This is a genomic window from Hoylesella nanceiensis DSM 19126 = JCM 15639 (genome assembly GCF_000379965.1).
Taxonomy (GTDB): Bacteria; Bacteroidota; Bacteroidia; order Bacteroidales; family Bacteroidaceae; genus Prevotella; species Prevotella nanceiensis.
In genome coordinates this window covers 83,352-110,233 of record NZ_KB904327.1, presented here as the reverse complement: position 1 = coordinate 110,233, position 26,882 = coordinate 83,352, and the positions used below count along the sequence as shown (strand labels likewise).

Below are 26,882 nucleotides of genomic sequence, written 5' to 3'. Positions count from 1 at the left end.
ACCTCAAAAATAGTCAAATATAAACTTTACTATAAAACATATAGAATATGATTATCAAGTTATTATAAATATAATAGCAATCACATAAAATCAAAGTATAATTACGTAGTATCTCCAAGCAATACTTCTCTAAATTCGTTATCCTCCTTATTAAAAATCAACTCTCTATAAATTATTTTTCGAGAGCAGTATTATAATCTAAAAACAGCATTAAACTAATCATCATAAAAGAACAAAAACAAGATGTTTTTGCCAGTTGTTCTATTATTCTTCTAAATGCTTTTCGGTTACTTCTGGCTCATCAATCATCTCAAAATGATAGTCATTTGTGGTGATGAGACGTGCTATTTCTTCATAAAGTTGAATACAAGCCCATGCATCAATGGCAGCATAAGTCTTTTGTTTGTCATTTAAAACTTCGTGATCCCAATTCGATAAACGTTGTCGTTTGCTTATTTTTTCACCAAAAACATTGGCATAAAGTTTTTGTAAACTTAGGTCTTCAATACCTATTGCACCTACAATTTTCTGCAAATCAATAAAATGTCCTGGTTTAAACTCTCTGCGCTTGCGTAGTGCTAATAAGTCATCATTCCACGAAAGACCAATCATTGGGATATGATTGTTCTCTAACAATCTTATCAAACAATCGGGTAAGCCTATCATATTAAGGCGAAATAAGAAACAAATATCACGTGATGCAACTTGAAGAAGCGAAACTTTATGTGTTACACCCTTACTAAACGAAGGGCGAGTTTCGGTGTCTACACCTAGAATCTCTTGCTGCATTAAATATTCAACCGCCTTTTCTGCCTCTTGTTCTCCTTGAATAACAATTATCTTTCCTGTAAAATTAACTGGGGGTAACGTTGATAGTATGCGTTTATCTATTTTGTTATATATTACTTTTTTCATTATTTTATGATACCAATAACATTTTGCAAAATTAGAAAAAACTTGCGATAAAATGGCCATTTCTTAGTTTTTTACGCTATTTTTGCAGTTAAATTTAAAGTAAAGAAAGATGGCAAAGAAAAAGGTTGATAAGAAACCACAAAATATAAGCGAAGCAATGGGGCTTCAAAACATTATCAACAATGAAAAAGTGGACTTCATTATAGGTCTCTTTTTTGTTGTTTGTTCTATTGTATTATTAATCGCTTTTGTATCTTATTTTTATACAGGTAAAGCAGATCAAAGCATATTAGAAGACTTAAGACCAGGCGAATGGTTGAATAACGACGATTTGTTTCAAAACAAATGCCGTAGTCTTGGAGCCATATTGTCTTATTACTTCATCACTAAAGAATTTGGTTTAGCTGCTTTCATCATTCCTTTTTTCTTTATACTTATAGGACTTAAAATGATGAAAGTGTACAGAATTAGCCTTTGGAAATGGTTCCTTGGATGTTCTCTCACTATGATTTGGAGTTCTATTACCTTATCAAAATTCTTAACACCAGTGATGGGTGACCAGGTATTTAACCCCGGTGGAGGACATGGTTTGTTTTGTGTTCAACACATTGAGAATGTAATTGGCACCCCAGGTCTTATCGCTTTGTTGCTCATTACTGCCATTGCTTTCCTTACATACCTCACCTCTGAAACCATCAACATCATTAGAAAGCTTTTGAACCCTGTGAAGTTCTTAACTGATAGAATTCGTTTCACTGTTACAAACAATGAACCAGAGGAGAAGGTTGCAGAACAAGTTAAGACTGAACCTATTGTAGAGCCAGTGGTAGAAGAGCCTATTAAAGAAGAAATAAGAGAGGAAGAGCCAGCCGAAACTGTGATGCTTTCGCCTGAAATAACCCCTACTCCTACTCCAAAAGAAAAACCTGAGCCAGCTGAAAAAGAAGACATTTTAACCGTTGAGGTGGCGTCTAAAACTGAAGAAGCTAAGGGCTCGAAACTTACTATTGAAGAAATTATGAAGACTCCAATCAACCCTAAGGAGCCTTTCACACGCTATAAATACCCAACTTTGAGCTTACTTAAGAAATACGATAACGACGGTAAGCCTCAAGTTGATATGGACGAGATCAAAGCAAACAATGCAAGAATTGTTGAAGTGCTTAATAGTTTCGGCGTAGCTATTCGAGAGATCAAAGCAACTGTGGGTCCTACTATCACACTATACGAGATTACTCCTGCCGAAGGTGTTCGTATTTCGAAGATCAGAAACCTTGAAGATGATATTGCTTTAAGCCTCTCTGCTCTCGGAATTCGTATCATTGCACCTATTCCTGGCAAAGGAACTATCGGTATTGAGGTGCCCAACAAGAAGGCAAACATCGTTTCGATGGAAAGCATTTTGAATTCAAAGAAGTTCCAAGAAACAACTATGGATCTTCCACTTGCTATTGGAAAGACCATCACTAACGAGGTATATATGGTAGACTTAGCGAAGATTCCTCACCTATTGGTTGCCGGTGCAACAGGTCAAGGTAAATCTGTTGGTTTGAATACCATCATCACTTCGCTCCTATACAAGAAGCATCCCAATGAATTGAAGATTGTTCTTGTAGACCCAAAGAAGGTTGAATTTAGTGTATATGCACCTATTGCAGACCACTTTATGGCAACCGTTGCGGGCAATGAAGATGAACCTATCATTACAGATGTTACGAAAGTGGTAAACACTCTGAATAGCTTAACAACCTTAATGGACGCTAGATACGACCTACTTAAGATTGCTGGTGCTCGTAATATCAAGGAGTATAATCAGAAATTCGTTAACCATCAACTCGATTTAACTAAAGGTCACGAATACATGCCTTATGTTGTTGTGATCATAGACGAGTATGGTGACTTGATAATGACAGCAGGAAAAGAGATTGAATTGCCCATTACTCGTATTGCACAGTTGGCTCGTGCGGTTGGTATTCACATGATTATTGCAACTCAAAGACCTACAGCTAACATCATTACAGGTAGCATTAAGGCCAACTTCCCAGGTAGAATGGCTTTCAAAGTTAGTTCTATGACCGACTCAAGAACAATTCTTGACCAATCGGGAGCAAACCAATTGATTGGCAGAGGTGATATGCTTATACTCGATGGAAATCAACCTGTGCGTGTACAATGTGCCTTTGTTGATACTCCTGAGATTGAAGTTGTAAACAAATACATTGCAGAACAGCCTGGACCACAGGCTCCTTTAGAGCTTCCTGAACCTAAAACAGAAGCACAAGTGGGTGGAATTGGAAATGGAAATAGTGACATTCAAAACCTAGACCCATTCTTTGAAGAGGCTGCACATGCTATTGTTATTTCACAACAAGGCTCGACAAGTATGATTCAAAGGCGCTTCTCTATTGGCTACAACAGAGCAGGTAGACTCATGGATCAATTACAAGCGGCTGGAATTGTGGGCGAAGCACAAGGTAGTAAGCCAAGAGATGTGCTCATTACTGACGAGAATTCTTTGAATATTTTATTGGCAAAAATACGATCATAAATCATTATTAACATGAAAAAGATACATACTCTAAAAACACTTATCATGGTCTTTTCACTCGCTTTCTTTGCTTTTGGAAAGACTTATGCACAAAATGAGAAGAAAGCTCGTGAGATATTAGACAAGACTTCGGTTGTTGTTGGTGCACCAAGTGGCGTGCATGCTAACTTTAAAGTGTCATCAACTGCTGGCATAAGTACAAGTGGAAACATCTCAATTAAAAAGAATAAGTTCTGTGCTTCCACTACACAAGCAACCATTTGGTATGATGGAACAACTCAATGGACTTATCTAAAGAACAACAATGAGGTAAATATCACTAAGCCAAATGCTGCTAAGCAGGCTTCAATGAACCCTTATGCGTTTATCAATTTATATAAAAAAGGATATAAATTAGATTACACTGCAACGAAAACAGACTATAAAGTACATCTAAAAGCAACTGATGCTGCTCATACTTTGAAAGAACTTTACATCACAATCAACAAGCATTCATATGTTCCTTCTGTTGTAAAATTCTTACAAAATAACGCATGGACAACAATTTCTATTAGCAATTTCCAAGCTAGAAACATTGCCGATAAAGCGTTTACATTTAACTCTAAGGACTTCCCTACAGCGGAAGTAATCGATTTAAGATAAGCTTACACACCTTTATTGCTTTTCTTTGAGAGGACAACTCATCTGCCTCTCTCTTTGGAAGACAAACTGGTAAACGAGCAACTAAATGACAAAAGAACTCTATAAAAGATTAAACGAACTATTTAAAGCATATCGAATTCTTTGTAATCACAAGTCAACTGCCTCTAAAAGAGCTATTGATTACAAGGAAAACCGATATGCTAAATGGTTTATTTATCTTGGTTTAATCTTTCTCTTTGCATATATTTGCTTGCTTTCTGTGGGCTTATCGTTCATCAGAAAGCAAATAATAGAAGTAAATGAGATAGAGTTTTTCTTTGGATTACTGCCCGTTTTCTCTCTAATAGACTTTCTTGGACGACTTTTTATGAGACAATCTACATCGCATTTGATTAGACCTTATCTCTTAAGTCCATTAAAAAGAAAAGATATTATACTCTCATTAATCCTGCAGTCAGTAGCTAAGTTCACCGATAAAGTATTCTTTGCAATGGCCATTCCTTATGGAATTATCACCATTCTTCCGACTTATGGAGTGGCAACATTTATACTATTTCTTCTTTCTTTCTATATTTTTGTTGTGCTAAACAGCATTTGGTATAACCTATTCCATTCGCTTTTCAATCACAACGGACTATTTTTTGCGCTCCCAATTTGTGTTTATCTTGGCGCACTTTCTGTGGGTTTATTGAATCAAAGCAATATCGTCGCTCACTTCATTCAATTCTATGGAGTAATAGGTAGCATGTTTATTGCTCACCCTATCTACTTTATTCTCTTGCAAATACTTATCTTTTGCCTACTTATAGCAATCTATTTCAAGGTGGATTTCTATATATTTGAGAGCCAACTAACACAAGATAATAGTAAAGAAACACAACTTATAAGTTCAACAAACGCTTTTTCATCAGGCACTTCCCTACGCCATTTCATACAATTAGAGCTCTTTCAGATTCAAAGAAACAAGAATCCACGAAAGAAAATCACCCTATCAATCATTCTTTCAATTGTTTTTGCGTTGCTATCTGCGCTCCCTCAAGACACAGCTTACGGCTTTCAGCAGTATTTTTATATCAGTTATGCGCTATTAATAATAGGTTTTAGCAACCTATCAACTATGATGCAGTATGAAGGAAATTATTATAGTGTACTCTTCTCTTATAAAGATTTCATCTATCAACACATGAGAGCAAAATACATTTTATATGCCACAATGCTCCTCATTCCCACTGCAATACTCTTAATTGCAACAAGATGGAACAATATTAGTGTAGCTTTTATCATCGGATATGCCCTTTTTACGGCAGGAGTTCAATATTTCTTTGTACTTCTTCTCACCTTATTTAATAAACAAACGATTGAGTTAAACAATAAAAACACGACTAGAGGCTGGAAGAATACTAACTACATGCTAGTTCTTATTGGTATCCTTCTATTCATCATTCCATCTCTTTTCGTTACAACACTTCAAAAAAACGCTTCTGAAACAACAACAGAAATAATATTAACAATATGCGGTCTTATTTTTATTGCAACCCATAAGCTATGGATAAGAGCCATTAGTAATAGAATAAACAATAATCATTATGCCTTTATTGAAGGGTTTAATGCTTCAAGATAATTATACATTAACACATGAGCAGAAAGAAAAAACAGTTACCATTATTAGAGAATATCACAATAACAGACGTTGCTGCTGAAGGAAAAGCATTGGCACGAGTTGACGATATGGTTATTTTCATTCCATTTGTAATACCTGGAGACGTCGTAGATGTGCAGATAACAAAGAAAAGAAAGAGTTATTGTGAAGGTCGAGTTGTACGCTTTATTCAATATAGCGATAACAGAAAAGAACCTTTTTGCCCTCATTTTGGTATTTGTGGTGGATGCAAATGGCAAATACTTCCTTACGAAGACCAACTTAAAGCCAAGCATCAACAAGTGTACGACCAACTCTCTCGCATTGGAAAAATTGAACTTCCTGAATTCAATTACATTCTAGGTTCAGTGCAAACAATGCAATATCGCAATAAATTAGAGTTTGGTTGTTCTAACAAAAGATGGTTAACTCAAGAAGATATCGACTCAAAGAAGACCTTTGATAATATGAATGCGATTGGTTTTCATATCACTGGGGCCTTCGATAAGATATATCCTATCACCCAATGTCAACTCATGGACGATCTACAAAACCAAATAAGAAACCACATCTATGAGTATGCTATCAAGCAAAACATTTCTTTTTACGATCTAAGAAACCAACACGGACTATTAAGAAGCATTATGGTTAGAAACTCTAACAATAATGAATGGATGGTACTTGTACAGTTTAGATTCGACGAAAGCAATGATAAAGAAAAGGCATTAGCACTTCTTGAAGACCTTGCTAACCACTTTCCACAAATCACTTCGTTGCTATATGTAGACAATCAGAAATGCAACGACACCTTTAACGACTTGCCTGTGGAAGTATATAAGGGTAATGATTATATCTACGAGTTGATGGAAGACCTTAAATTTAAGGTAGGACCTAAGAGCTTCTATCAAACAAATACCGAGCAAGCTTATCATCTTTACGATGTAACTCGTAAGTTTGCAGGACTCACAGGTAATGAGTTGGTGTATGACTTATACACTGGAACAGGTACAATTGCAAACTTCGTTGCACCTAAAGCGAAGAAAGTCATTGGTATAGAGTATGTTCCTGAGGCAATTAAAGATGCTAAAGTAAATAGCCAAATCAACAATATCAACAACACTTTGTTCTACGCTGGCGACATGAAAGATATCCTATCACAAGAGTTTATCGAAGAACATGGACGCCCAGAGGTGATCATTACCGACCCACCAAGAGCGGGTATGCACCCTGATGTTATTCAAACTATTTTGTCTGCAGCCCCTAATCGCATTGTATATGTAAGCTGTAACCCAGCAACTCAGGCAAGAGATTTAGCAGAGTTCGATAAAGACTATAAGGTAACAGCTGTACAACCTGTTGATATGTTCCCACATACTCCACATGTTGAGAATGTTGTTTTACTTGAAAGAAGGGCATAATAAAACATTAAAAACCTACATAAAAGAATAATATATGATGACACGAAAAGGTAAAGTATTGCTCATATACACTGGTGGAACCATTGGAATGGGTGTTAATCACGCTACAGGTGCATTGCATCCGTTAGACTTTAACAACTTTGTGAATAACGTTCCTGAGTTTACATACTTAAAAACAGCAGTCGACACCTATCAGTTCACACCGCCAATCGATTCAAGTGATATGGCACCTGAACTGTGGACACGTCTTGTTTCATTAATAGAAGAGAAATATAATCAATATGATGGTTTTGTTATTCTTCACGGAACAGACACCATGTCGTACACTGCTTCTGCCCTTTCGTTCATGATAGAGAATCTAACAAAGCCCATCATACTTACAGGAAGTCAGCTTCCTATAGGACAGTTGCGCACAGATGGAAAAGAAAACCTCATCACCAGTATCGAATTAGCAGCAGCACACAACAATGAGGGTTACCCTCTAGTGCCCGAAGTATCGATCTATTTCAACGGACAACTTATTAGAGGAAACCGCAGTACGAAACGAAATGCAGATGGTTTCGACGCTTTCGACAGCTTCAACTATCCTCGTTTATGCGATGTTGGCGTTAATATTCGCTTTCACGAATACGCTATTCTCAAGCCCAACTATAGCAAACCAACAGTAATGCACAAAGAGTTAAATCCCAATATCGTTATTCTTTCACTCTTTCCAGGCATACAAGAGAATATAACAAAGCACATCTTTGATGCTCCCGAACTTGAGGGTGTAATCATAAGAAGTTATGGAAGCGGTAATGCTCCACATCAACAATGGCTCATGAACCTTCTTTCTAAAGCCTCAGAACGTGGAGTTACTATTGTAAACATCAGTCAATGTATATCGGGAAAGGTTGAAATGTACCGCTACGAAACAGGCCATCAGCTTCAAAGTGCAGGCGTTATTAGTGGTTTCGACTCTACTGTTGAGGCGGCAGCAACAAAGCTTATGCACCTAAAAGCAATGAACTTGCCCAACGAAGAACTAATCCGTTTAATGCAAATTCCCCTTGCAGGAGAGATAACAATATAGTTATTAGGTGTGTTAAAGCCATTTAAATCGGTTACTTTTATATAAAATAATATATATACAAAAGAATATTTTTATTACTTTTGCAATAAGAATATAACACAAGTACAATAACATTAGTAGCAAATAAGCATTTTATTATAAGGTAATAGTAAAGCGTAACAACTTGAGTGCTATGCACTTAATGTTCCAAAGAATTATACATTTATACAAATTAAATACCAAACATTATGAAAGAACTTAGAGGAACAAAAACAGAAAAGAATTTAAAGGAAGCCTTTGCAGGTGAGTCTCAAGCAAAAACCAAGTACGAATACTTCGCAGCTAAGGCTCGTAAAGATGGTTACGAACAAATTGCTGCAATCTTTGAAGAGACTGCAATCAACGAAAGAGCACACGCAAAGATGTGGTTTAAGTATCTTGAAGGAGGCGATATTAAATCTACTGCAGAGAATTTAGTTGAGGCTGCGAATGGTGAAAACTATGAGTGGACCGACATGTATGACCGTATGGCACGTGAAGCAGATGAGGAAGGATTCCCTGAAATCGCACGTCAAATGCGTGGAGTTGGTGCTATTGAGAAGAGACATGAAGAGCGTTATCGCAAGCTTCTTCAAAACATTAACGACGAAGTGGTATTCTCTCGTGATGGAGATTGCATCTGGGTTTGTCGCAATTGCGGTCATCTAGTATTTGGTAAGAAGGCTCCTGAGGTTTGTCCAGTATGCCGTCACCCAAAAGCTTTCTTCGAACTAGAAGCTAAAAACTATTAATAGTTGAATTATTCACTATATTAGTTGAATACAAAAATAAAATGGAAGTATGTACAATACTTCCATTTTATTTTATCTCCCCACTCCATTTGCTAGAAATAAGCATAACAAGTCGCTTTTAATCATCAACTAACCACTTTCTAAAAGCAATGAGTTTACCATGTAATTGCATTGCAATTACAATCTAAAAGCATTGACATTACACTACAAAAGCAACGCTTTTATTATCCTATCTTATTATGGTTAACAAACACCTTATTTATTCTTCTTGTTTAATTACACCTTTATATTCCCTCTTTTATAAAGATTTCTATCTTTAATGCTTCATTATTCCAGATAAATTATGTAAGTTTGCAATAAGAAAGATAAAAGCTTTGTAACATGAATACATCAAATCTAACTATTCAACAAATTGAACGTGCCCTTCATAAGATAGCACAACAATTTCCAACTACAAATGAACCTTCAATCATTACCGATGTTCATCTGTTTGTTTCACAAGAATCTGGCGACCTTATTGCTTACGACGATAACGACAGAGAGATAACAAGATGTGTTGTTGAAGAGTGGATTGACAATAAAGACGAGAAGTTTTATCACCATATAACTCCCCTTTTACGAGATGTTCTCAGAGCAAATCAAGCCACAATAGATAATATGGGCATTTTAAAACCATTCAGCATTGTTCTTCAAAACGAAGAGAAAGAAGATTTATCTGAACTATATCTTGCTGATGATGACACCATAATTATAGGCGGAGATTTAATGGAAGGTCTCAATGAGGATTTAGATTCATTCCTAACTGATTTATTAAAAGAAAAAGGTTAAGCTTTAAAGCTTAACCTTTTTCTTTGCTATCTTACTTTCATTACTCATTCTATCTAATGCAGTAACAACGTATTTCATTTTCTTTGTGCCATCATCATAAGGCAACTTAGTATAAGTTTTCGATGTAATCTCTACAATCTTCGAAGCATCATTAATATTTATTTCTTCGTCATGGTCGAACTTATACACCACATATTTATGGGCAACATCGTCCCAATGCTTTCCTTTTGGAGCTTTCCAGAATAGCATATAGCCATCTTCTGTCCACACTTTCTTCAAACGTTTAGGCTTTTTAGGAGCCTTATCGTCGATGAATGGCATTCTAGGTTGAAGACTTGGATAACGCCAATAGTTCGTTCTTAGGTTGGTTCCATAGTTTCCTATGTTGTCAACCGCAGTCTTTGCATACCACAACACCACGCCTTGTACATTCTCCATTCTATTCTGTAATGCATATTTTGCAGGCATCTGGTTTTGTGAAGGGTTTTGAATATCTTGATACTTTACTGTTCTTTCAATATCTTCTCCGATGTATAAAGGACGGTTTGAAGCATATTTATTCCACCATTTAATAAGCGTTTCGTAGTCAGCAGCTTTGTTTCCTATCTGCCAATACAATTGAGGAACACAATAATCCACCCAACCATTGTTCACCCATAACAACACATCAGCATACAAATCATCATAGTTTTGCAAGCCATTGGTGTCACTTCCTATTTGAGGGTCACTCTTCTTATTGCGATAAATACCGAAAGGTGAGATACCAAACTTCACCCATGGCTTTGCACTATGAATGGAGTCAGACAATTGTTTGATAAAAATATTAACATTATCTCTTCGCCAATCACCTTTATTGGTAATGCCATTGTTGTTCTGTCTGAACTCTCTATCATCGTCAATAGTGAATCCTGCAGCTGGATAAGGATAGAAATAATCATCAATATGCAATCCATCGACATCATAACGACGCACAATGTCATTTACAACATTACAGATATACACTCTGTTTTCTGCAAGAGCTGGATTCAAAATCAATTGTCCATTATAGCTAAATACACGATTGGGGTGTTTAATAGCAACGTGATTGTTCGACAATTCCTTTGTTCCTGCGGTCTTAGCTCTAAACGGATTGATCCAAGCATGTAGTTCCATACCACGCTTATGACATTCTTCTATCATCCAAGCTAGTGGATCCCAATATGGATTTGGTGCCAAACCTTGTCGTCCAGAGAGAAATTTACTCCATGGTTCGTATTGACTTTGATACAAAGCATCACACTCGGGACGAATCTGAAAGATAATTGCATTCACGCCATCCCGCTGTAATTCGTTTAATTGATAGGTCAAAACACGTTGCATTTCGCTTTTACTCATGCCTTGAAACTGACCATTTACAGCCTGAATCCATGCTCCTCTGAACTCTCGTTTCTTTATTACTGCAGCCTCAGTTGCAGTAGAACTTACCCAAAGAAACATGCTTATTAATAAGGTATATAGGCCTTTTCTCTTTAACATAGTTATTTCTTGTTATCTAATTGATTGTTTATTTCTTTTTCTTTTTACTGTGATTAGCGCATAAACGATAGTAATATTCTAGCTTTACTCTAGGTACTTTGCGATTAGAAAGTATGTTTAAATGCTCTAATGCCTCTGTGTATTTCTCTTGATTGATAAGCATCTCTACTCTACCTAAGCTATAATCTATATTAGAAGGTGCTCGTTTTTCGGCCTCAGCAAAGTCGTATTCTGCCAATTCATATTGCTGTTTTTCCTCTTCAATGCTCGCTCTTATTGCATAAGTAATGGCACTATCGGGATAAGCCTCAATGAGTTGATTCAAAATATCCATTGCTTCTGTAGTACGATTGGTTTTATTATTCAATAAAGCTAAGCCTAAACGACCTTCAAAATGATTTGGATTTGCTTTTAACAATGCCTCATAATCGGTTCTAGAAAGATTCAAACGATTGGTTTTATCGTATAAATATGCTCTAAAATAAAGGGCTGTTTGGTTGCTTGGTTGCTGCTTTAAAATATCAGAATAGGCATCTATTGCATACTGCCAGTTTTCTAATTGCATGCTATATCCAGCCTTTTTCAAAAGCAAATCGATTGATGTTGGGTGGGCTTTTAGCTGAGTTGTTATTGCAGTTAAGCTGTCTCTTAATTGCTCTTTCGATTGACAAAAGGCATTTTTTGAAAGTAATAAAAGCAAAGCTACATATATAATTCTTTTCATCTGCTATCTATTTAAAAGATCAATACTCACAACTTGCCTTATGAACTAGAAGCTATCAACGTTCGAGATCTCTCCTATTGGCATGTTTTCGATATTCATCTTCGAATCAGAGAAGGTGTTTCCACCTTCAGATTCGAATGGAACAAGGTCTGCTTCATCAGGGTTTTGGAATCGAGTAAACTCGCCTCTGAATCGCAATAGCACGTCACCTGTTGCACCTTTACGATGCTTTGCAACAATAATTTGAGCCATTCCACGTAAATCTCGATGCTGTTCATCTTCAAAAATTCTATAGTATTCAGGTCTATGAACAAACAAAACCATGTCGGCATCTTGCTCAATTGCACCCGATTCTCGCAAGTCACTAAGCAAAGGACGCTTACCTTCTGCACCCTCTCTACCCTCTACATTACGGCTAAGTTGGGACAAAGCGATGATGGGAATGCGCAGTTCTTTGGCCAAACCTTTTAACGAACGTGAGATAGTTGACACCTCTTCTTGTCTACTTCCGAACTTCATTCCATTCGCATTCATAAGCTGTAAGTAGTCGATCATAATGAGTTTCACACCCTTTTCTCTAACAAGTCGACGTGCCTTGGTACGCAACTCGAATACAGAAAGACCTGCAGTATCATCTAAATAGATAGGTGCTCCTTCCAACTTTCTGATGTTTTGGTCTAATCTTCCCCATTCATCAGACGATAACTGACCATTAAGAATCTTGCTACCAGGTATCTCACACACATTAGATAATAAGCGGTTCACTAGCTGAACATTATCCATTTCCAGTGAAAAGAAAGCAATTGGCTCATTAAAATCAACAGAGATATTTTTAGCTAACGACAAAGCAAACGACGTTTTACCCATGGCTGGACGCCCAGCAATGATTACTAAGTCTGATTTTTGCCATCCACTGGTCATCTTATCCAAGTCTGTATAACCTGTAGGAATACCTGTTAAGCCTCCAGAATTCTCCGAAGCCTTCTGCAAAATACCAATAGCTTCGTGCAAAACAGGATCTATCTGTGTGTAATCCTGGCGCATATTCTTTTGCGAAATCTCGAAAAGAGACCCTTCAGCTTCTTGCATTAACGAATCAACATCAACGGTTTCATCAAACGCTTTTGTTTCAATAACGCTGGCAAAAGATATCAACTGACGTGCAAGAAACTTCTGACTTAATATCTGAGCGTGATATTCTATGTGTGCAGAAGAAGCAACTTGCGAACTAAGTTCAAGGATATAACCTTGTCCACCCACATCTTCTAGAGTGCCTTCACGTTTTAATTCCTCCGCAACAGTCATGATATCGACAGGTCGTTCGTTCATGCTTAACGACTGAATTGCTCGATAAATCTTTTGATGTTTGGGTTCATAAAACGTATCGGGGCGCAATGATTCAGACACCAAAGAAAAGGCATCTTTGTCTATCATCAATGCTCCTAGCACCACTCTTTCTAACTCTAAGGCCTGAGGTTGCAAGTGTCCGTACTGATTATCTATTTTTTTTGCCATTTTATTGCTGAGTTCTTTTATTTTAAAGGAAATATTCTTGCATTGCAATCTTTTATTTTCAAGTTTGTTTCAACATAACAAACCCAAAGACAAAGTATCTGCAAATTTATAAAAAAGAATTGGATTGATGAAACGAGCGCACTGCCAAAATTCCACGATTAGAAAGTTCTTTGATTTGTAAAGAAATAAGAACAACTTGCAATAGCAATGCTTTTGGCATATAAAAGCAATGTTATTACACTACAAAAGCATTGACTTTACAATGAAAAAGAATAGCTTTTAGTTTCGATCTATATTGTTTATCTATTTATTAAGATAACAAAGCGACACAAAAAGACTAAGAAATGATGAGAAAACAGAATCATTAGCATTAAGAAAATCATTTCTTCCTCGTTGAAATACATCTATTAAAATAGAACATAGCTATGTTGATTTTCTTTGTATATAAAGGCGAAATAGCCCAGATTTCACGCACGATTAAAGAAGAAAGAAGAGGGATTATTATAAAAAAGCAAAAGATTGATTGTCTCACGACAGCCAATCTTTCTTAACCTTAATAATCTAATACCATGAAAAACACGCCACAAAGTTAGTCTTTTTTGTAATATGTGTAACAAAAGAGAGCAACAATATTTCTGTTTTTCATTATCATTAACTATTAATGCTGTGTTTTTTGTTTTTATTTACAATGTAGGCTTATTTACACGTTGTTTATCTATTTAAACTCAAAAAGCGTAAGTTTCAACTCATTATCACCTTCTATTTGACTAAAAATCCAAATCATAAAGGCTACAAACAGGCTATTATAAAGAGTATTAAGTATAATTAATACTTCAAATAAAAAATAGAAAAATATTTTCTATTTTATTCTTTTTGTTTCATTATGAGTATTCTTTTAGACCTTTATAAATCACTCTAAGATAGCATAATATCTCTTGTAACCCCTATTTACAATACATTTACTACATATCAAACTTACTTTTCATATCAAAGCATCCAAAATTGGCATAGGAGCAATAAAGAAACACTATTTAAAGCCATATATATACTTCTTCAATATTTTGTTAAAAGAGCGTTTATTCGTTGTATATTTTCGCTTTATTTCTTACATATTTATCCATATTTAATAAACGAGGATATGAAAAAATATCTAAAAATAGAACGTTATTCCTCTATATAGTGGTATTTGGTATGCTTTTTGATGATATGAATATCGTAAATTAATAATAAGAATTATGGCATTTATAGACTATTATAAAATACTTGGTGTGAAAAAAGACATACCACAAGACGAGGTAAAAGCTGCATTTAGAAAGCGCACAAAGCAGTTTCATCCTGACCTACATCCTAATGATCCAAAGGCAAAAGCAAAGTTTCAGGCACTAACTGAGGCTTATGATGTCATTGGAGACCCTGTAAAACGCCAAAAATACGACCAATATGGAGAGCGTTGGAAGGATATGGACGCTTTTAACAACCAGGCAAATGGAGAAGCTTATAACCAACAATATGGTACAGGAGCAGACTTTGGAGGCTTTGAAGGCTTCGACTTTAACAGCTTTTCTAATAATGGTAGCGGTTTCTCTAGCTTCTTTGAAAGTATGTTTGGAGCTGGATCTAAATCTGGCTACACCAGCAAACAAAGAACAAAAAGAAGCAATGATACAAGTGCAACCATCAGTATTGATATGTATACTGCGCTTCTTGGTGGAGAAATTATTGCTCAAATCTCAGACGGAAGTAAAATTAAACTAAAGGTAAAACCTTATACAACAGATGGTACTAAGGTTAGATTAAAAGGTAAAGGAAAAGACTTAGGAAATGGAACAAAAGGAGATTTGATTCTTACTTATCATGTTTCGTTACCTACAGACTTATCGGACAAACAAAAAGAGCTCTTAAAACAAATGAGAGACGCTTAAATATTGGAGAGTTGCAAATATGCAGCTCTCTCCTATTTTTATATCATTCAACCAGCAACGAGCAGATTATTCTATAAAAAATGGAACATATTTGCACTTTCACCTATTTATATATAGGAGATACAAATTGCAAAGTCGTTTATAAAACAACAGAGAAATGGAAAATAAAATAATTAAACCTATTGCACACTTCTACTCTCCTTTAGAGGAAAAATTTGGTGCTCCAAAGCAAAGTGGCCTTGTTGATACTTTGCAAGGAACGATTGTTTTTGAGAAAGAATATAGCAATATGGAAATTATTAAAGGTTTAGAAGAATTCGACTACCTATGGATGATATGGGGATTTTCTGCCAACAAAGAAGAGTTCCATGGCACAACTGTTCGTCCACCGCTATTGGGTGGTAATGTAAGAATGGGCGTTTTTGCAACTCGTTCGCCTTTCCGTCCTAATGGATTGGGACTCTCTTCTGTCAAAATAAGTAAGATATGTATCAATGAAAAAGGACTTCTTACCATTGAAGTACTTGGTGCAGACCTTATCAATAACACTCCTATTTACGACATAAAGCCTTATATAAAGTATGCAGACTCGCACCCTGAGGCTCGAAGTGGATTTGTTGATACCAATCCAATCCAATATATTAATGTGGAATATGCAGATGGTTTAAAAGAAAATCATAAAGAAATAGATTTCGATAGTCTTACATCTATCTTGCAATTAGACCCTCGTCCACACTATCATAAAGACAATCAGAAAGATTATTGCTTTGATTTTCAAAAGCATGCTATCACCTTCTGCGTACAAGACAAAATGTTATTGGTTACAAAGATTGAGTCAACAAAATTAAAATAGGCTTTTATTGAATATTTAAACTTTGATGAGTTCTGCCATAATAGCATCGCTAATATAATAGCCTTTGCGTGTTAAAGCGAGTCGATTATCACTTGTTTTGATCATCGTCCCTTCTTTTATAAACTCAGAACTCTGCTCTAATAGATATTGAGCATAATCTTCTTGCAAAGTATTTAGGTGTATTCCTTCTTTCGTTCTTAAAGCTGTTGTAATCAAATCGTTATATCTTGTTATCTCATCTATTTGTTCTTCTTCAAGGGGAAGAATATCTTTAGAAATGCTTTTGACATACTGAGAAACATTAGACACATTCCAACTGCGAGTGGATAGATTATAAGAATGAGCCGAAGGCCCTACTCCTAAATAAGGAGTTTCGTTCCAATAGCTACTATTATGGCGTGATTCAAAACCAGGTTTTGCAAAGTTACTAATCTCATATTGAACTAAACCTGCCTCTGAAAGCTTATCTATCAAAACATCATACATCTCTACACTCAACTCTTCTGACACCTGTTCGATCTTCTCTTTCTGTAGAAGATGATAGAGCTTTGTGCCTTCTTCAAACATTAAACTATAAGCCGAAACGTGCTGAACATCTAATTTTATGGCTTGGTTAATATCAAAGAGCCAATCAGCTAACGTCTCTTTAGGAAATCCAAAGATAAGATCTATACTGATATTAGATATTCCCACCTCTTTAATAATATTGACTGCTTTAATCGCTTCTTCGGCATTATGTCGGCGATTGATGAGCTTCAACTGATCGTTATTAAAGGTTTGAATACCTAAACTTATTCTATTGGCATATTTCTTCAATATCTTTGCATAGGGAAGTGTGATGTCATCGGGATTACATTCGATTGTAACTTCTTCGAAAGAACTGCCAAAGCAATCATAAATGGTATTGAAGATCTTTTCAAAATCGCTTTCATCTAAACAGCTTGGAGTGCCTCCTCCAAAATAAACGGTATTGACAACAGGGGCAAACTGATTATTTTTTAAATGAATATCTTGAAAGAAATGCTTGCGTAAATACAACTCTTTACAAACAGCTTCAATATAATCTTGCTTTAATTGGTTGTTTGTTACGCTATAAAATGCACAATAAGAACATTTCGAAGAGCAAAAAGGAACATGTAAATATAATCCTGCCATAATATTAATGGCAAAAGTACTAATATATTTTAAATATCAAATACTTTTTAAATGAATATCATTGTTATTTAAAGAAAAACAAGTATCTTAGTGACACTAATAAGGAATTATATTCCATCTTTTGACAACTTACGTACTAACACTTTAAACCTAATAATTATGAAGGTATATAAAACTGAAGAAATTAAGAACATTGCGCTTATTGGCAGTTCGGGAAGTGGCAAGACAACTCTTGCCGAAAGTATGTTATATGAAGCAGGACTAATTAAGAGAAGAGGTACGATTGAAGCTCGAAGTACTGTTAGTGACTACTTCCCAGTTGAACATGAATATGGTTATTCTGTATTTCCTACAGTCTTTCATGTTGAATGGAACAACAAAAAACTAAACATAATAGACTGCCCAGGCGCTGATGATTTCATCGGAGGAACCATCACTGCACTCAATGTTACAGACCAAGCACTTCTTTTAATCAATGGTCAATATGGTCCAGAGGTAGGTACTCAAAACGTATTCAGATACACTGAAAAACTCAAAAAACCTGTTATCTTCTTAATTAACCAACTTGATTCTGATAAATGCGACTTCGATTCTATCATCAATAGCATGAAAGACGTATATGGAAGTAAATGCGTTCAGATTCAATATCCTTTACAAACGGGAAGCCAATTCAATGCCGTCATCGACGTTTTACTTATGAAAATGTTCAAATGGCAGCCCGAAGGAGGAGTTCCAACCATTGAAGATATACCTGCAGAAGAAATGGATAAAGCCTTAGAGTTACATAAAATATTAGTTGAAGCAGCTGCTGAAAACGATGAAACTCTTATGGAAAAATTCTTCGAAACCGAAACTCTTACAGAAGATGAGTTACGCCATGGTATCCGAAAAGGATTGATAAACAGAGCTATGTTCCCTATTTTCTGCGTTTCTGCAGAGAAGGATATGTGTGTAAGAAGATTGATGGAGTTCCTCGGGAACGTCGTTCCTTTTGTTAGTGATATGCCTAAAATACATAACACTAGAGGTGAAGAAGTATACCAAGATGTAGACCATCCAAAATCAATATACTTCTTTAAGACGGGTATGGAGCCTCATATTGGTGAAGTTTCTTACTTTAAAGTGATGAGTGGCTCTATCAAAGTTGGAGACGATTTAACCAATTCTGATAGAGGTTCTAAAGAAAGAATTGGTCAATTATACGTGTGTGCAGGTGCCAATAGAATTCCTGTTGACCAATTAAATGCAGGTGATATAGGTTGTACCGTCAAACTAAAAGACGTCAAAACTGGCAATACTCTAAATGAAAAAGATTTAGACCAACGATTCGACTTCATTAAATATCCCAACTCAAAATACTCTAGATCAATCAAAGCAGCGAAGAGTCAAGACACCGAAAAGCTCATGGCTGCGATTACAAAGATGCGTCAAGAAGACCCAACTTGGGTTGTAGATCAAAGTAAAGAGCTTAGACAAATCATCATACATGGACAAGGAGAGTTCCATCTTCGCACCTTAAAATGGCGGCTAGAAAATAATGAAAAGATCGAAGTTATCTATGGAGAGCCACGCATTCCTTATAGAGAAACAATCACAAAGACTGCCTTTGCAGAATATAGACATAAGAAACAATCTGGTGGAGCAGGCCAATTTGGAGAGGTACATCTTATCATTGAGCCTTATGCAGAAGGCATGCCAGACCCTACTTCATATAAGTTTAACGGCCAAGAGTTCAAAGTTAACATCAAAGGTCGTGAAGAAATTAGCTTAGAATGGGGCGGAAAATTGCTATTCATTAACAGTGTTGTTGGAGGCGCAATTGATAGTCGTTTCATGCCAGCTATATTGAAAGGAATTATGGATTGCATGGAACATGGTCCATTAACAGGTAGCTATGCACGAGATGTTCGTGTGGTTGTGTACGACGGAAAGATGCACCCTGTTGATTCAAATGAATTGTCTTTCATGCTTGCAGCACGTCATGCGTTCTCTGATGCCTTTAAAAATGCAGGTCCCAAAATCCTCGAACCCATTTACAACTTGGAAGTTTATGTACCCTCAGAGTTTATGGGTGACGTGATGAGTGACCTACAAGGACGTCGTGCAATGATTATGGGTATGGACTCAGAGGCTGGATATCAGAAGCTACAAGCAAGGATTCCATTAAAAGAATTGAGTGACTATTCAATTGCATTAAGTTCTATTACTGGCGGAAGAGCATCGTTTACAACCAAATTCTCTAGCTATGAATTAGTTCCAAATGATATTCAAAGCAAGCTAATTGAAAAGCATTCAAAAGAACAAGAGGATACAGATAATGTATAAAAGCCAAGAGACGTGCAGCAGAAAATTGCTGCACATCTCTTTTATTTCAACAAAAGTAGCACTAAAACTCTATTAATTCGTAAAAATTTTGCATAGAAAATAAATAATAAGTATATTTGCAACGAAGTAGAAGTGTATTATTTTTAAAGAGAAAGAAATTAAAGGATAACTCCAAATTAGCATAGAAATAAACGACAGAAAAGAAATAAATACAATCGAGGAACGGTCTTTTAATACTTTTAATCATTGTATATTAAAACATTGCTAATTTATATTTTAGATATAAGGAGATTTATTTTTACAACATTAAAATCAATATTAAACATTAAAAATCATTCTTACCTATTTATATATATGATAGAAAGAGAATGAAAAATCAATACAACAATAAATTCAAACTAAAACTATCTTCATAGAAGAAGTAATTAATTTAAAATTAAAAGAATATGAAAAAGTTATTTATCTCAGCACTTGCAGTAGGTGCTTTATGCTTATCAAGCTGTGGAAACAAAACAAACAAAGCAGAAAATGCTACAGATTCATTAACAGAAGTAACTCTAGGCGAAGCAAACGATTCAGTTTCTGAACTTAGTTCTTTAGCAAACACATTGCAAGAGCAATTAAAGAATAAAGATATTCAAGGACTTCAAAATACTCTTTCTTCTCTACAAGATAAGTATCAAGAACTTCTTAAGAGCGGAAAAGTTGAAGAAGCAAAGGAATATGCTAAGAAAGTTAAGGAGTTTGTTGATGCAAACGGTGATAAGATTAAAGAGTCTGCAAAAGACAACGAGACTCTTTCTACATTAGTAGACCAAGTTAAAGGCTTTTCATTAGATACAAAATCAGACGTTAAAGCAGGTGCAGAAGAAATTCAATCTAACGTTAAAGAAGGCGTAGACAACGCAAAAGACAAAGCTTCAGATGCAGCTAAGAAAGCAGAAGAGTCTGTTCAAAATGCAGCAAAGAAATTAGGTATCTAATTCAATTTCACTCCTTCTCAATCGAGAAGAATATTGAAATAACAATATAAAAATAAGCAACCACCCCAAGAAATATCTTTAAAAGGTGGTTGCTTTTATTTTATTTGAGTTTTAAAACTATTGAACTTTAATAATCAAACATTATCAATTAGAGAACGACTCTACATTCATTTATACCCTAAAGGATAATAGTACTATAACGACGGAAGTTCAATAGTCTTTTCATTTTATTACTTTCTCAACTCTCTTAAGATAGGTTCTGTAATACCTTGTAATTCTGTTTTACGAGAATCATTTTGTTGTTCAAAGATAACAATGTCGTTATTGCCTTTTTTCAAGAAACAACCTGGTAGATATAATGTGTGCTGTGGGCCCACTTTCCAATATCTTCCTAAGTTAATTCCATTCACAAACACAATACCTTTACCCCACTCTCTCATATCCAAGAAAGTGTCACCAACCTTGTCAACATTAAATTGTCCAGAGTAAACAACAGGTAAGCCCTTTCCATATCCTTCTTTTTTAGAAGCTAAGTTAGGTACATTATCGAAAGGAATTTTATACATCTTCCAATCTCCAGTGATATCATTTCCATCAATAGTTACAGAACCTAAGATACCTTTTCTATTTTGAGTGATGCGTGCACCATAGTTAATTCGTCCCATATTTTCAACCAAAATATCGAGAGTACTATTGAAAGGAATATTGATTTCCAAGCTATCTTTATCGAACACTCTATTCAACTCGCCTACTTTCTCACCATTCACATAAACCAAAGCATAGTCTGCAATACCCTTAACGAGCATCTTTCCTTCTATTGGTTGATTGAAATGACGACGATAAAGCACATATCCACTTCCTTGATTTAAATCTTCAAAAGAAAGAAGAGTATCGCTTTCAACAAACTTATCGTCTTTTATCATGGTGAACAAGTCGTAAGTTTTTGTAAGAGATATTTTAGGAAGAGCAATCACTGGAATTCTTTCAGGAATAGCTGGAATAGCATATTTAACACTCTTCTGCATCAACTCACGAATTGCTTTATACTTATCTGTAGCCCAACCAGCTTCACTAATTGGCGCATCATAATCATAACTTGTTAAGTCAGGTTGAATATCTGTTTCATTACCATAGTTTGCTCCTGATGTAAAACCAAAGTTTGTTCCACCATGAACCATGTAAAAGTTAAAGCTAACACCTGCATCTAAGTATGTTTTCGTTTGCTTAACAACAGATTCAGTAGTTACACTTGGGAATGGTTCAGCCCAATGACTCAACCAACCAGGATAGAATTCAGCCACCATGTAAGGACCTTTTCCGTTATTATATTCATTTACAGCCTTCTTAAGTTTTTCGATACTATTCTCTCCATTCGCTGTAGGTAGTACTCCTTTGATGCTTCCTCCTTTGAATAACCAGCTACCATCAGATGTGAAAAGAGGAACATCTATACCATAAGCAAGAAGTTGTTCTTTGATTTTTTCGTTGTAACTACGATGTTTTTCCAATGGAATATCCTTACGTTGAGATACATAAGAACCAAACTCATTCTCTGCTTGTACCATAATAATTGGACCTCCTTTAGTTATTTGTAGGTCTCTCACTTGGTCTGTTAGCTGCTTAAGATAAAGCGAGCAAGCATCTAAAAACGCCTTATTGTCAGAGCGAATCACCATGTTTTTATCGTTTTGTAGCCACCAAGGATAGCCTCCAAAGTCCCATTCTGCACAGCAATAAGGACCTGGACGCAAGATAACTAACAATCCTTCTTCAGCTGCTTGTTGAATAAAAGCACGCAAATTCTTGTTGCCAGTCTTCCAATCCCACACTCCAGGAGCTACCTCATGATAATTCCAAAACACATAAGTTGCAACTGCATTTAAACCCATTGCCTTCATCATTTTAAAACGATGACGCCAATAAGGAGCTGGAACTCGGGCATAATGCATCTCTCCCGAATGCAGTTGAATGACTTTGCCATCATACAAGAAATTACCATTTTCAATAGCAAAAGTATGCTTTACTTTTACATCTTTTGCATGAGCCGAAGTAAATGATAGTAGTGTTGCTACTAACAATAATTTCAAATAGTTCATTTTGTTTATTTTGTTTTTAGTTAAATTGCTCATTCTACCATACCAAACAGCACAAGGGCCATCAAAAGTCATTCATCAATTGTTTGTTATGGTGTGCCACAAAGTTCTCAAAAAAATATGTAACAGCCAAAATTACACACTACATATTAGGTTGAAATTTATTAAATAATGCACTAAATTGTATTTATTTTTCACATTTAAGCAATGCAATAACCAGCAAGCACCTACCCTATTCTACTCCAACCACAAACAGAATAAGAAGAGTTTCAAATCGTTCCGCTTATTCATAGACTCTTTATCTTTTTAAATAACAATATAATTACCCTATAAAAGCATTGACTTTAGCTTACAATAGCAGTGCTTTTATCACATAATTGCATTGCTTTTAGTATATATAGGAATGGAGACACTAAATCTAACACATTACTCTTGAAAACAAAGGGCAAGAGTATCAGAAAGCAAGAGAAACAAAAAGCCCAATAAGAAACAGTCTTATTGGGCATATTTTATAAATTAATCTACCTTTACAATCTTTGTTGGAGCGTGTTCTTTATTACGCTTATTGGTCATAGTAACAACGGCTTGAGCAAGATTAATGAATGCTTGTCCTGTCATTGTGTCGGTATGTAAAGCCGCAGGAGTTCCCTTATCACCATTCTCTCTAATGCTTTGTACAAGGGGAATTTGTGCTAACAAGGGGAAACCTTTTTCCTTTGCAAGCTCTTTACAACCATCTTTTCCAAAGATATAGTATTTGTTTTCGGGTAATTCTGCAGGTGTAAACCATGCCATATTCTCTACCATTCCAAGGATAGGAACATTTATTTTCTCGTTCATATACATGTCAATACCCTTTCTTGCATCTGCAAGTGCAACACTTTGAGGTGTACTTACAATCACAGCTCCAGTGATAGCAAGGGTTTGAAGCAATGTTAAGTGAATGTCACTTGTACCTGGTGGGGTGTCGAGAATAAAGTAGTCAAGTTCTCCCCAATCTGCATCTGCAATCAATTGTTTCAATGCTTGTGTTGCCATTCCACCACGCCACACGGTTGCAGTGTTAGGATCTACAAAGAAACCAATACTCAATAGTTTCACACCATACTTCTCAATAGGCTCAACAAGATCTCTTCCGTCCTTGTGAACTCCGTATGGTCGCTCTCCTTCAACATCGAACATCTTAGGAATTGATGGACCAAATATGTCGGTATCTAATAGCCCTACCTTATAACCTAGCATGGCTAAAGCTATCGCAAGGTTAACAGATACGGTGCTTTTACCCACTCCTCCTTTGCCAGAACTTACGGCAATGATATTCTTTACTTGTGGAAGTAGCTTGTCAACTGTTGGTCTTGGAGCCGATTTAAATTCGGTTAAGATGTTCACCTCAACCTCTTTGCTTATTGAATAGTGAATGGCTGCCTCAGTAGCCTTTAGGGTTGACTTGAGGAAAGGGTCGGTTTCACGAGGGAAAATCAAAGTGAAAGTCACCTTGTTGCCATCGATCACGATATCTTCTCCAACCATTTCGCTCTCTATAAGATTCTTTTTTGTTCCTGCATAAATAACGGTTTGCAAGACCTCTCTTATCAAATTTGGATATAATGTCATATCAATCTACTTATGTTATTATTACTTATAGGATACATCTCATCAAAAGTTATATTCTACTGATATTCATAATATTTTATATTTACTTACTAGTTTCAAGTTCACTACGCTTTGAACGATGATAACTTCTATACTCATCAAGTGGAATCTCAACATCAGGCTCAGTTAATTCGCCTTCTTGTGGCAACAAAAAACGCATATATTTAATGTTTAAACCACGCTCTAACCACATTTTTTCATAGTAAGTTTGAATAGACAAAAGTTGCTTTGTGCTATCATCTATATTACTATCGTGATACAAGTCGGTTGTTTCTATCTTCACAGGCAATTGATTATGCTTCACCATTGCTTGTGTGTAAGTGAACAAGAAGTTTGAATCTGTCTTTAAATGAATGATTCCGTTATCTACTAAAAAACACTTATAACGATCCATAAAGGCTGTTCCTGTAAGACGTTTTCTTACATTTTTCATCTGTGGATCACTGAAAGTGAGCCATATTTCTTGCACTTCATCTTTATCAAAGAAGCGGTCTATGAACTCAATATTGGTTCTTAAGAAAGCTACATTGCTCAAGTTTTCTTGTAAAGCAAGCTTTGCTCCAGCCCACATTCGTGCTCCTTTAATATCTATCCCTATAAAGTTCTTGTCTGGAAAGAGCTTTGCAAGCTCTACAGTATATTCGCCTCTTCCGCATCCAAGCTCAAGAACTATAGGGTTATCGTTGTGAAAATAGTCTTCTCTCCATCGTCCTTTTTGTTCAAATGGAACATTATCTATCACTGAAAAGGGATATTGAAAGACATTAGAGAAGGTTTCCATCTCTGCAAATTTGGCTAATTTTCCTTTGCCCATCTGTGAGTATTTCTGTGTTGTTGTATAAGAATTAAACAAAACAAAGAATGTAGTTAAAAGTGGGTTACATTTTAATTACATTCTTGTTGTTATCTATTTTATTTTCAAATTCAGTCTTTATTCTATAACAACTGTGGTCCAACCGTGCACATCTGGCTCGGTTCCGTATTGTATCCCACGTAGTTTGTTATATAATTTTGTAGACCATGGGCCTGGAGTATCACCAAAGCTGTATCGCTTTCCAGTCTCACTATCATCGATATATGATATCGGACTAATTACAGCTGCAGTGCCACAAGCTCCCGCTTCTTCAAAAGTTGAGAGCTCTTCTTCACCTACTGGGCGTTGTTCTACAGTCATTCCGAGGTCTTCAGCCAATTGCATTAAGCTCTTATTAGTGATACTTGGCAAGATAGAAGTAGACTTAGGAGTGATGTAAGTGTTATTTCTTATACCAAAGAAGTTGGCTGCTCCGCACTCATCTATGTATTTCTTTTCTTTTGCATCGAGGTAAAATTCGCTTGCATAGCCACGTTCATGAGCAATAGAATTAGCCTTTAAGCTTGCCGCATAGTTTCCTCCTACCTTATAAGTACCTGTTCCTAATGGGGCACTTCTATCAAATTCACGCATGATGATATAAGGATTTGAGTGGAAACCACCTTTGAAATAAGGTCCAACGGGAGTGACAAAGATAATGAAAGCATATTCTGTTGCAGGACGAACTCCTACTTGTGGGCCGGTACCTATTAGCAAAGGACGAATGTAAAGCGTTGCTCCACTTTCATAAGTAGGGATATATTCTTGATTAAGACGAACGACTTTCTTCACCATTTCTTCGAATTTCTCTACAGGAAACTCTGGCATTAATATTCCTCTACATGTTCTTTGTAAGCGTTCGGCATTGTCTTTCATTCTAAACACACGCACTTTCCCATCGGCACCTCTATACGCTTTCAATCCTTCGAAAGCCTCTTGACCATAATGAAGACATGTTGCTGCCATATGCATCTTTAGATATTCGTCGCTACAAACTTCTACTTCGCCCCATGAACCATTACGATAATAGCAGCGAACATTATAATCTGTGGGCATATATCCAAAGGAAAGATTAGCCCAATCTAATTCTTTCATAATCTATTTTACTGTTTATTCTTTCTGATTAATGCACAAAAGTACAAAGAATAGCGGTTATACACAACTCTTTATATAGTTTTAATGCATTAAGCTTTCAATCGTGTCGTATTGCAGACACCTTCTTTTTACCTTTAAATAGGCCATTAAGTGGCCATTAAGAACAATTTTATTTGTTCTCTTTCAATATTGTTTTTATCTCTTTATCGGTTTTGGTTAGCTTGTCTTTACATAGCTTTACCAACTTTTGAGCTTGCTTTAACTCTGTTGTAAGTTCATCAATATCAAGCTCTTCGTTTTCCATTTTACTAACAATATCTTCGAGTTGACTCAATGCCTCTTCGTATTTTATCTCTTTTGCCAT

General features: G+C 35.9%; 21 protein-coding genes. 11 read left to right on the top strand and 10 right to left on the bottom strand.

The features are described 5' to 3' along the window. Positions 1-264: 264 nt before the first annotated feature. Positions 265-915 carry a 3'-5' exonuclease gene (locus A3GM_RS0100505; protein WP_018361429.1) on the bottom strand — a complete coding sequence of 217 codons (651 nt, stop codon included), beginning with the start codon at positions 913-915 and terminating at the stop codon, positions 265-267. A 109-nt stretch (positions 916-1,024) separates the two neighbouring features. Between A3GM_RS0100505 and A3GM_RS0100500 the strand changes: the two genes are divergently transcribed. The 7 genes from A3GM_RS0100500 (at position 1,025) to A3GM_RS0100470 (ending at position 9,832) form a co-directional block, all read left to right on the top strand. Next, a complete protein-coding gene (locus A3GM_RS0100500) occupies positions 1,025-3,463 on the top strand; it encodes an FtsK/SpoIIIE family DNA translocase (RefSeq protein WP_018361428.1) in 2,439 nt (812 codons plus the stop codon). 12 nt (positions 3,464-3,475) lie between these two features. Further along, on the top strand, positions 3,476-4,105 hold the full coding sequence (lolA1, locus tag A3GM_RS0100495) for an outer membrane lipoprotein periplasmic chaperone LolA1 (RefSeq protein WP_025829765.1): 630 nt from the start codon (positions 3,476-3,478) through the stop codon (positions 4,103-4,105). An 85-nt stretch (positions 4,106-4,190) separates the two neighbouring features. After that, positions 4,191-5,726, top strand: coding sequence for a DUF5687 family protein (locus A3GM_RS0100490; RefSeq protein WP_018361426.1), 1,536 nt, complete (start codon positions 4,191-4,193; stop codon positions 5,724-5,726). Between the two features lie 14 nt (positions 5,727-5,740). Beyond that, positions 5,741-7,162 carry a 23S rRNA (uracil(1939)-C(5))-methyltransferase RlmD gene (gene rlmD / locus A3GM_RS0100485; protein ID WP_018361425.1) on the top strand — a complete coding sequence of 474 codons (1,422 nt, stop codon included), beginning with the start codon at positions 5,741-5,743 and terminating at the stop codon, positions 7,160-7,162. Between the two features lie 37 nt (positions 7,163-7,199). Beyond that, a complete protein-coding gene (locus tag A3GM_RS0100480) occupies positions 7,200-8,234 on the top strand; it encodes a type I asparaginase (protein ID WP_026216076.1) in 1,035 nt (344 codons plus the stop codon). Positions 8,235-8,461: 227 nt separating this feature from the next. After that, positions 8,462-9,004, top strand: a complete 543-nt coding sequence (rbr, locus tag A3GM_RS0100475) for a rubrerythrin (RefSeq protein ID WP_018361423.1) — start codon at positions 8,462-8,464, stop codon at positions 9,002-9,004. Between the two features lie 381 nt (positions 9,005-9,385). Next, positions 9,386-9,832: a hypothetical protein gene (locus A3GM_RS0100470; RefSeq protein WP_018361422.1), complete on the top strand. Its 447-nt coding sequence runs from the start codon at positions 9,386-9,388 to the stop codon at positions 9,830-9,832. Between the two features lie 3 nt (positions 9,833-9,835). On the opposite strand, the gene A3GM_RS0100465 is transcribed toward A3GM_RS0100470, so the two are convergent. From A3GM_RS0100465 to dnaB, 3 genes are all read right to left on the bottom strand, one after another. After that, on the bottom strand, positions 9,836-11,308 hold the full coding sequence (locus A3GM_RS0100465) for a glycoside hydrolase family 10-like protein (RefSeq protein WP_044124367.1): 1,473 nt from the start codon (positions 11,306-11,308) through the stop codon (positions 9,836-9,838). A 67-nt stretch (positions 11,309-11,375) separates the two neighbouring features. Beyond that, positions 11,376-12,071 carry a tetratricopeptide repeat protein gene (locus A3GM_RS0100460; protein ID WP_018361420.1) on the bottom strand — a complete coding sequence of 232 codons (696 nt, stop codon included), beginning with the start codon at positions 12,069-12,071 and terminating at the stop codon, positions 11,376-11,378. A 45-nt stretch (positions 12,072-12,116) separates the two neighbouring features. Then, positions 12,117-13,586: a replicative DNA helicase gene (dnaB, locus tag A3GM_RS0100455; protein ID WP_018361419.1), complete on the bottom strand. Its 1,470-nt coding sequence runs from the start codon at positions 13,584-13,586 to the stop codon at positions 12,117-12,119. Positions 13,587-14,821: 1,235 nt separating this feature from the next. Here dnaB and A3GM_RS0100450 point away from each other — a divergent pair. Together A3GM_RS0100450 and tsaA are read left to right on the top strand one after the other, a co-directional pair. Further along, positions 14,822-15,508 carry a DnaJ domain-containing protein gene (locus tag A3GM_RS0100450; protein ID WP_018361417.1) on the top strand — a complete coding sequence of 229 codons (687 nt, stop codon included), beginning with the start codon at positions 14,822-14,824 and terminating at the stop codon, positions 15,506-15,508. 157 nt (positions 15,509-15,665) lie between these two features. Further along, complete coding sequence (gene tsaA, locus A3GM_RS0100445) at positions 15,666-16,361, top strand: tRNA (N6-threonylcarbamoyladenosine(37)-N6)-methyltransferase TrmO (RefSeq protein ID WP_018361416.1); 696 nt, start codon at positions 15,666-15,668, stop codon at positions 16,359-16,361. A 15-nt stretch (positions 16,362-16,376) separates the two neighbouring features. Here the strand turns inward: tsaA and hemW are convergent, their stop codons facing one another. Beyond that, the gene (hemW, locus tag A3GM_RS0100440; protein ID WP_018361415.1) at positions 16,377-17,516 is read right to left on the bottom strand and encodes a radical SAM family heme chaperone HemW; all 1,140 of its coding nucleotides are present in this window, start codon (positions 17,514-17,516) and stop codon (positions 16,377-16,379) included. Between the two features lie 159 nt (positions 17,517-17,675). Here hemW and A3GM_RS0100435 point away from each other — a divergent pair, with 159 nt between their 5' ends. Both A3GM_RS0100435 and A3GM_RS0100430 read left to right on the top strand, forming a co-directional pair. Continuing rightward, a complete protein-coding gene (locus tag A3GM_RS0100435; RefSeq protein ID WP_018361414.1) occupies positions 17,676-19,841 on the top strand; it encodes an elongation factor G in 2,166 nt (721 codons plus the stop codon). 446 nt (positions 19,842-20,287) lie between these two features. After that, positions 20,288-20,824, top strand: coding sequence for a hypothetical protein (locus A3GM_RS0100430; RefSeq protein WP_018361413.1), 537 nt, complete (start codon positions 20,288-20,290; stop codon positions 20,822-20,824). A gap of 230 nt (positions 20,825-21,054) precedes the next feature. Here A3GM_RS0100430 and A3GM_RS0100425 read toward each other — a convergent pair whose 3' ends face one another. From A3GM_RS0100425 to xseB, 5 genes are all read right to left on the bottom strand, one after another. Beyond that, entirely contained in the window at positions 21,055-22,920 is a 1,866-nt protein-coding gene (locus A3GM_RS0100425) for a beta-galactosidase (RefSeq protein WP_025829767.1), read from the bottom strand. A 513-nt stretch (positions 22,921-23,433) separates the two neighbouring features. After that, positions 23,434-24,531 carry an Mrp/NBP35 family ATP-binding protein gene (locus A3GM_RS0100420; protein WP_018361411.1) on the bottom strand — a complete coding sequence of 366 codons (1,098 nt, stop codon included), beginning with the start codon at positions 24,529-24,531 and terminating at the stop codon, positions 23,434-23,436. A gap of 82 nt (positions 24,532-24,613) precedes the next feature. After that, positions 24,614-25,384, bottom strand: coding sequence for a tRNA (guanosine(46)-N7)-methyltransferase TrmB (gene trmB, locus A3GM_RS0100415; RefSeq protein ID WP_018361410.1), 771 nt, complete (start codon positions 25,382-25,384; stop codon positions 24,614-24,616). Positions 25,385-25,501: 117 nt separating this feature from the next. Next, a complete protein-coding gene (locus A3GM_RS0100410) occupies positions 25,502-26,518 on the bottom strand; it encodes a branched-chain amino acid aminotransferase (protein ID WP_018361409.1) in 1,017 nt (338 codons plus the stop codon). Positions 26,519-26,687: 169 nt separating this feature from the next. Continuing rightward, positions 26,688-26,882, bottom strand: coding sequence for an exodeoxyribonuclease VII small subunit (xseB, locus tag A3GM_RS0100405; protein WP_009227629.1), 195 nt, complete (start codon positions 26,880-26,882; stop codon positions 26,688-26,690).

Coding starts and splice junctions, on each gene's coding strand:
- A3GM_RS0100505 (WP_018361429.1), bottom strand. CDS start 915: ATGAAAAAAGTAATATATAACAAAATAGATAAACGCATACTATCAACG.
- A3GM_RS0100500 (WP_018361428.1), top strand. CDS start 1,025: ATGGCAAAGAAAAAGGTTGATAAGAAACCACAAAATATAAGCGAAGCA.
- lolA1 (WP_025829765.1), top strand. CDS start 3,476: ATGAAAAAGATACATACTCTAAAAACACTTATCATGGTCTTTTCACTC.
- A3GM_RS0100490 (WP_018361426.1), top strand. CDS start 4,191: ATGACAAAAGAACTCTATAAAAGATTAAACGAACTATTTAAAGCATAT.
- rlmD (WP_018361425.1), top strand. CDS start 5,741: ATGAGCAGAAAGAAAAAACAGTTACCATTATTAGAGAATATCACAATA.
- A3GM_RS0100480 (WP_026216076.1), top strand. CDS start 7,200: ATGACACGAAAAGGTAAAGTATTGCTCATATACACTGGTGGAACCATT.
- rbr (WP_018361423.1), top strand. CDS start 8,462: ATGAAAGAACTTAGAGGAACAAAAACAGAAAAGAATTTAAAGGAAGCC.
- A3GM_RS0100470 (WP_018361422.1), top strand. CDS start 9,386: ATGAATACATCAAATCTAACTATTCAACAAATTGAACGTGCCCTTCAT.
- A3GM_RS0100465 (WP_044124367.1), bottom strand. CDS start 11,308: ATGTTTCTTTGGGTAAGTTCTACTGCAACTGAGGCTGCAGTAATAAAG.
- A3GM_RS0100460 (WP_018361420.1), bottom strand. CDS start 12,071: ATGAAAAGAATTATATATGTAGCTTTGCTTTTATTACTTTCAAAAAAT.
- dnaB (WP_018361419.1), bottom strand. CDS start 13,586: ATGGCAAAAAAAATAGATAATCAGTACGGACACTTGCAACCTCAGGCC.
- A3GM_RS0100450 (WP_018361417.1), top strand. CDS start 14,822: ATGGCATTTATAGACTATTATAAAATACTTGGTGTGAAAAAAGACATA.
- tsaA (WP_018361416.1), top strand. CDS start 15,666: ATGGAAAATAAAATAATTAAACCTATTGCACACTTCTACTCTCCTTTA.
- hemW (WP_018361415.1), bottom strand. CDS start 17,516: ATGGCAGGATTATATTTACATGTTCCTTTTTGCTCTTCGAAATGTTCT.
- A3GM_RS0100435 (WP_018361414.1), top strand. CDS start 17,676: ATGAAGGTATATAAAACTGAAGAAATTAAGAACATTGCGCTTATTGGC.
- A3GM_RS0100430 (WP_018361413.1), top strand. CDS start 20,288: ATGAAAAAGTTATTTATCTCAGCACTTGCAGTAGGTGCTTTATGCTTA.
- A3GM_RS0100425 (WP_025829767.1), bottom strand. CDS start 22,920: ATGAACTATTTGAAATTATTGTTAGTAGCAACACTACTATCATTTACT.
- A3GM_RS0100420 (WP_018361411.1), bottom strand. CDS start 24,531: ATGACATTATATCCAAATTTGATAAGAGAGGTCTTGCAAACCGTTATT.
- trmB (WP_018361410.1), bottom strand. CDS start 25,384: ATGGGCAAAGGAAAATTAGCCAAATTTGCAGAGATGGAAACCTTCTCT.
- A3GM_RS0100410 (WP_018361409.1), bottom strand. CDS start 26,518: ATGAAAGAATTAGATTGGGCTAATCTTTCCTTTGGATATATGCCCACA.
- xseB (WP_009227629.1), bottom strand. CDS start 26,882: ATGGCAAAAGAGATAAAATACGAAGAGGCATTGAGTCAACTCGAAGAT.